General features: G+C 33.9%; 4 protein-coding genes. All 4 read right to left on the minus strand.

Annotation, left to right across the window (positions count from 1 at the left end):
- Window positions 1–39: 39 nt before the first annotated feature.
- Complete coding sequence (locus DZ60_RS0120765; protein WP_025743943.1) at window positions 40–2,301, minus strand: TOMM precursor leader peptide-binding protein; 2,262 nt, start codon at window positions 2,299–2,301, stop codon at window positions 40–42.
- Window positions 2,302–2,444: 143 nt separating this feature from the next.
- Complete coding sequence (locus tag DZ60_RS0120770) at window positions 2,445–3,368, minus strand: hypothetical protein (RefSeq protein WP_025743944.1); 924 nt, start codon at window positions 3,366–3,368, stop codon at window positions 2,445–2,447.
- 440 nt (window positions 3,369–3,808) lie between these two features.
- Complete coding sequence (locus tag DZ60_RS0120775) at window positions 3,809–4,714, minus strand: hypothetical protein (protein WP_025743945.1); 906 nt, start codon at window positions 4,712–4,714, stop codon at window positions 3,809–3,811.
- A gap of 30 nt (window positions 4,715–4,744) precedes the next feature.
- Entirely contained in the window at window positions 4,745–6,850 is a 2,106-nt protein-coding gene (locus DZ60_RS0120780) for a hypothetical protein (RefSeq protein ID WP_025743946.1), read from the minus strand.
- Between the last annotated feature and the right edge of the window lie 153 nt (window positions 6,851–7,003).

Genomic DNA, 7,003 nt, shown 5'->3' on the forward strand with positions numbered 1-7,003 from the left:
ATCATTTAGATTAGTGTTGAAATAGTTAAACGTACTTCATTAAATAAAAATACTTAGCGGGTTTAATTGTTCTTCGGTATTGGGTTGGTCAAGTTTTTTCATTTTTACAGGAGTATCATAGAGCCTTCCTGGGGCGGTTCTTCGCCAGAAGTGTCGCAATCCAGGAACAATTACTTTGGCGACAGGCAATCCTACATCGGGTTGTGTAAGATCTACAACGAGGGTTTCTAGACCTAATTTTTTGGTTTTATCTATGCAAAATTGCACACTATCGTATACTGTAGGAGCACATTGTTTTGGGTAATCGACTTGCATATTTTTTGATTTTCCGTCGAGCGGAAGTAAATAAGGGTTTTCTTCGAGTGTAGCAGTATCTAGCCAATCAACAAAGACTTGATCCGAAGTTAAGTAAGAATCTTTTTTATTGGTCACAACAGGTAATAATTGATTCAGTTCTATTACAGCTCTTTCTAAAGCAATATGAGCATCAATGTGAGCGCCAAACGCATATAGGATTTTGTCTTTATTATTATTTTCTAGATCGTGACTAATTGCAACGAATACCGGAATATTAATATCTGTAGTTATGTCTAAAACGTACAGGCTTCTTTTAATACTGCTATAATAGGTCACCATTTGGTCGATATATGGATTGTTTGCAGTTTCTAAATCTATATTCTCGTATTGAAGTCGGTTATACCACCAGATTGCAGCAGCATCTCGTTCTACAAGCTCTAAGAAGCCTTGAAGGATAGCCTCTTCGATCGTATTTCCGGCAGCGCACCCATTAGAATCGGGGTATGCATAAAGTTTGTTTTCATCTTCGGCAGGATATTGTGCAAAGCAATAACAAGAAGGAAGATACACAAATTCTTTTTTGGTAAGACTGTATACAGGACTCCAATCCATTTTTTTAGTATGATCAAAAGGTATCGGGATCAAGGAATAAAATTTAGTACTTTCTTTATTGATTTGATCTCGTTTCTGATATTGTTGTTCGCTGTATAACATACAGGTATTTGGGTCTATCGCTTTTTCTAACTCATTATACGAAGCAGAAATAGTATGCGTTTTTCCTTGATACATCAAACTATATCGTTCAATAGCTTCGCATAATGCACCTGTTTTTGCTTGTATAGGGGTTCTTCCTTTGCCCCCATTAGCACTTCTAAGATGTAGGTTTAACCAAAACATCGAAGAGCTTTGAAGTGCAAGGTTTTTTCCAGAACCAAAATTATAGATAGGCACTTTTTCTACGGGATAATATGCTTTTAAATAAGGTACAATCCCAGTAATATCACTAATATGATGTTGGTATTTTTGTAAGGTTTCTTCAGGAGTTACCGTTCTATATCCACCAGGGTTATTGGCTAGTGTAGTTTGTTGCTTTATGAGTATTGGTAATGGATGTTGTTGTACTTGTAAGATGTCTCCACAAGTATAACATTGCGGTCGTTTTACAACAGTATGGTAGGTAGGCTCACCTTTGGCAGAAACAGAAATCAGCGTATTCTCTAATTGATCATTTTTTTCATAGTATAACCAGGAAACTAATTCTAATATAGCCAGACTTATACCCATTTGTAAGGTTAATGGGTGATGTATACGAGGTCGACTTATGGTATTTTTAGACTTAGATAATGCTTGGTATAACTTGTTTTCTTGATCATGCAATAACAATCGATGCTGCAAACATTTCCAACAAGCACATTTTTCTTTTACAGGAGCTATCAACGGGCCAATATAAGGGGTTGTGCCCTCAAGTTTAAGAAGCATCCAGGGAGTTTTGTTAGCAAACATCTCCTGATTGATCTTTTCGAGATCCTCATGTAGATAATGAGGTGTAAGTACGATGGTAAGGTCAGGAGTCTTGTCTGTAGTTGCTAATTGTATTCCTGTATCCTTACATGAAGCTTTAAAGCCAGCGTCGTCAATACCTCCTAGCGTTTTTATCTGTATAATTTTGGAACTTAAGACTCGATGTAGTTTTTGAGTATCATATCCCAACTCTTCCCAAAAAGCAGCTTGCTCAGGAATAAAAGTGGGTGGTGTGTGCGTAATATATCCTTCTGTTTCTAATTGATGCAAAGCAATAAGTACTTCGCTCAGGTTTGGGCTGTAGTCACTAAAATTTGCAATCAATTCTTCTTTAGAGATTGTCGTGTTACTAATTGTGTCTAATAACCTAATCGCAAGAGGAGATTGTAAAACAGTACTATCTTTTTCTGAGGACATGATAGTGTACTGGTCATTAATACTAATTTTGGCGTATTTTTCTTTAATTCTGTATGCGTTGTGCATGAATATAGGCTGCTTCGTGTGATGTATAAAAGTATAAAAACGAAATGTGAAATAATAAAATAATCAATGTCATTTTTAAGATATAATGGGATTCTTTAAATGACATTGATTATTAAAATTAAATTAGAGAAAAAGAATAAGAATCAAGTACAAGTTGCGATAAATTCTTCTACAATTTCATTATCTGCATATATTTTTAAGTGCGTTTTCATATCAGACCGAGGACTGTCGTATGGTATATAAAGTGTGTATTCGTATTGCTCACCATTGTGTAGTTCTAATTCGAACTTACCAAAGTCCACCCTTGATTGCGTGCCATTGATATCGGATTCGGATTTGTTAAGGCTGAAAAAACCGGGAGCCAGCTTTTGATTGCCTGATCCATTATCCGTATAAAAAATCTCATTGTCCCCAAGTAACGATACTTCTAATTGATATGGTTTTTCTTCTAATACTATTTGAGTTGTCTGGGTTCCTGGGTTTTCTTTTTTCTGAGTAATTACAAATTTTGATTTTGAGATAGAGGTATCTAAAATAATGTTTGTGTTTGTTGGGATCTTCATTTCGCATCCCGGCCAGAAATACCATTTCTCACCAGAATCTGTAGAAATAAATCCCTCTAATTCTCCTTTGATCTCGTTAAGAATCGCTTTGTATAATTCTGGTCTTTCAGAACGTAGTTTGGTAAATTCAGGAATCGTGTATCCGACAGCTACTTGCGTTTTATTTTCATTTTTTTCTGTACGCAATAATACACCATTTGTTAAAAACCCATGTCTTAAAGTATTGTTGTGTAAGTAAGCGTCCCTAATAAAATCATGAATAGATTCAAAAAAGTAAAAGGTGTTAAAGAATTCAACAATGCGTAGGGTATCTATTTTGGCAGTATTTTCTTCGTTCTTAGTTGCAATATGCTTTAAAGAAATATTTTTATCCAAGGTCGTGTATACCTGATATAAAGGATCATGATTAGGGTGTGCATCAAAAAGAGATTTTACTTCTTCTCTCACCCGATCGGTGATGTTCATTTTTTTTGATACGACTGTTTTTTGCGCTTTTGTGATCATAAGTTAGAATTTAAAGGTTATTAGTAAAAACTTATTTCCTACAGAATGATTCTCAATAAAAAGAGGTAAGTACTATTGAGTTCATTAGTAAGGTATGATACACCTTGACAAAATGTGTTGCACTACTCGAAGTATTTAACTTCAACAAAAAATCGATTTTTCTTGCCTTTTAAAGTTAGAGTAATTTTTATTACCTAACAAATTAATCATTTTGTTTAAGAAACATTTAATACAGTATTACGGTCTTTGTATTTTTTGGTTTTTAGTATTGTCTATTTAGTAATAAGTAAGTGTTTTTAGAACCGAAAATATAAGAGTGGATACTAATTATTTGAAAGAGACCAAAAAAATAAACGCAACAAATTATATTGCTGCGTTTATTAGTAAGTATAGAATTCCTCTTTGTAATTGTACTTAGAGTTATATTATTCAAAAGGAAATCAAGTTGTTGTAGCCACAAATTCTTCTAGGTTATTTTCTGTATCGTATATTTTTAAATGTGTTTTTAGATCAAATCGCGGACTGTTATAGGGGATATATAAAGTAAAGTCGTATTCTTCTCCTTTATTAAGAGTTAAATCTATTTCACTAAACTCGCTAGCATTCATTCCTTCGAATTCCGGTTCGGATTTATTGATTGCAAAAAAGCCTGGTTTTAATTTTGCATTAGTTACTTCTGCATTATTAGTTTCGTTGTAGAAAAATTCATTATCCCCCAGAAGCGAAATTTCTAACTGATACGATTTTTCTTCTAAAATGATTTGTGTAGCTTCATTACTTACATTTGCAGGCTTTTTGGTTACCACAAATTTTGATTTCTCTATAGAGGTGTCTACTAGTATCGTTGTACTTTCTGGCATCTTCATTTCGCACCCAGGCCAGAAATACCACTTTTCACCAGAAGAGTCATTTGCCAGAGAACCATCTACGGTTTCAAGCTGCGCATCGATTTCTGATAGTATACGATTATATGTTTCCTCTGATTGCAGAGACAATTCGTGCATGTTATAGAGCTCACTCAGTTGTTCACCACTTCCGTTATTAGTAGATTTAAATAAGGCTCCGTTGCTCAAAAAACCATATCTCAGGTTATTGTGTTCTAAATATGCATCTCGTAATGGCAGGTTTATAGATTCAAAAAACGATAATGCATTAAAAAATTGAGTGATTCTAAGAATATCATCTTTTGTTGTGCCGTCACTAGGAATATTTTGATCTATCATATGATACATTACATATGATGAATCATTGGTGGGTTTGGCGTCAAATTTTGCTTTAAGCTCACTTCTGACCTGATCAGAACTTAAGCCTGTGGATTTCTCTGCCGTTAAATTCTCTGTGCTCATAATTTTTTAGCTTTAATTAAACATTAATAATTATTTGATTTGCATATAGAGGTGTATATATTTTTGGTACGCATCTAAGTCTTTAATTTCTGATGTGGTGTCAGAAAATTCTTTGACACTTTCTAATAAGGATTTCGCTTTTTCTAATTGTTTTTCTTTAATCAATACTTCACTATAGTTAGTGATAGTAAGTAGTTTGAGTAAGTTAAAATTCATTTTTTCAGAATGTTCAATAGATTTTTTGAATATTTTTTCAATTTCCGAATTGATATTACCTTCTTTTTTTAACATAGATACTCCAAGAAGATTATAAAATAAAGGTAGGATTGAGTTTTCATGATGTTTTACCTGTCTTTCAATTGAATTTTGGAGTAATTCTATGGCCTTATCATATTCTTTTTGAACTATATAAGTTTTAGCCATAGAAGGTTCATAGTACGAAAGAGCAAGACTTTGACCAGCATTTATTATAGCTTCACGTTGTTCTTCAGCAATATTAGTTTTATTATTAACCCAGTCTGACAGGATGTCGAATAAACAAGAAACCCATACTTGTTTTAGTTTGTCTCCTAGTAGGTTATGTAATTCGTCAACATATTTTTCACTCAAATTTTTATTATCAATAATGGAAAGAAAACATACCATGAATACATATGCGGTTACCACAAGTGAGTCATTTTCTGTTGTTTTAGAATATTTAATCCCATTTTCATAGGATTGCATGGCTTTTTTAGGAAATCCTCTGAAGCAATAAATAAAACCAAGAAGTCCAGTTGCGAAAATGTAAGGGTCGAAACCATATTCAAGACATATAGCCTTATCGTCATTCAGATTAAACTTTTGGATAACTGTTTCTAAAAGTTTTTCAGATTTATCTATATCTCCAGAGATAAAATAAGATTGCCCCAAAAAAGAAGATATAGCCATCTCAACATTATGGTTGCCATTTATAATTGATTTTTCGATGAGTTGTTCTCCTATTTCCTTGGCTTCTTTACTTTTCGATTGTGCATGGTAATAAGAAAACAATGCCCAATCATTTTTTATTTCAAAGTCATTAATATCGGGATCTATATTATAATCTTCATTAGCCCTTATTACTGCAATTAGCTCTGTATTTCGGGTTGCCATTTTGAATTGATTTTGACTTCCCCAACCTTCTTTTAACGCCGCTGCTGCAGAAACTACGATGTTAGCTTCCAGTTCCCCTTTAAGTTTAGGTATTTCATCTTTAATATGGGTAACCCAGTCTTTAATAATGTCATGTAATCTTAAAGCTTCTTGATTAGCTGAGTTTTTAATATGCTTCCTGATGGCTTCTAATCCAAGCTTTGATGCTTTTTGATGCTTTTCTGCAATGGCCAAATGTCTTGCTAACTCAAAAGGGTTTTCATTCACCACTTCTGGTAAGCTAGTTTCTATAGTGTCTGCAATTCTACCATGTACTTCTTTACGTCGTGTAGCAATCATACCATCATAAGCTGCATCACGAATTAGTGCATGTCTAAAAATATACATTTCGTTATGTACTCGTCGATGACGATATATTAAATTGGCCTCTAGTAATGTATTAAGATCCGCTTGCACCATAGCCTCATCATGTAATGAGGAATTGGTTAGTAATTCATAGGAGAATTCCCTACCAATTGCAGCGGCTAATTGGGCGGTTTCTTTTGCGAATCCTAATCGATCTAAACGTGCGTTTAATAGCCCTTTTAGGGTAACAGGAACTGATGATTTATCAAATTTTTCTGTGAGACAATACATCTCATTTTCAAAGACCAATTGCTTTTGCTCAAGTAGCATCTGAGTTAGATCTTCTATGAACAGAGGAATCCCGTCTGCTCTTTCTACAATATAATTCAACGCATCTTTAGCAACTTCTTTTTGTCCTAAAATGGTTTTAATTAATTCATGAGCAAAGACTTGATTGAGTGTATAAAGTTCTATAGTAGCAATCTGCTCATCGCTCCAATCTGATTCGAATTCGGGGCGAGAAGTGAGTAATAAAAAGTAGTTTTCCTCTGAAATTGTTCCTAATAGCTGATTTATAAACTCTAAACTTGTTGGGTCGATCCAGTGCAAATCTTCTATGATGAGCATGAATTTCTTTTCAGAATCCAGACTAAGAATCATTTTTTGTAGGGTCGAAAAAAGAATCTCTCTTTGTTCTGCAGGTGTGTCTTCAGAAAGTTCATATGCATCAGAAAGCGGAATAGAAAACCACGAGCAGAATACCGGGATGGTTTTTTTGAGATCACAATGTCTTGTCCTGAAATAGCGTTACAA

The organism is Aquimarina pacifica (assembly GCF_000520955.1).
GTDB classification, from domain to species: domain Bacteria; phylum Bacteroidota; class Bacteroidia; order Flavobacteriales; family Flavobacteriaceae; genus Aquimarina; species Aquimarina pacifica.

Coding starts and splice junctions, on each gene's coding strand:
- DZ60_RS0120775 (WP_025743945.1), bottom strand. CDS start 4,714: ATGAGCACAGAGAATTTAACGGCAGAGAAATCCACAGGCTTAAGTTCT.
- DZ60_RS0120765 (WP_025743943.1), bottom strand. CDS start 2,301: ATGCACAACGCATACAGAATTAAAGAAAAATACGCCAAAATTAGTATT.
- DZ60_RS0120780 (WP_025743946.1), bottom strand. CDS start 6,850: ATGATTCTTAGTCTGGATTCTGAAAAGAAATTCATGCTCATCATAGAA.
- DZ60_RS0120770 (WP_025743944.1), bottom strand. CDS start 3,368: ATGATCACAAAAGCGCAAAAAACAGTCGTATCAAAAAAAATGAACATC.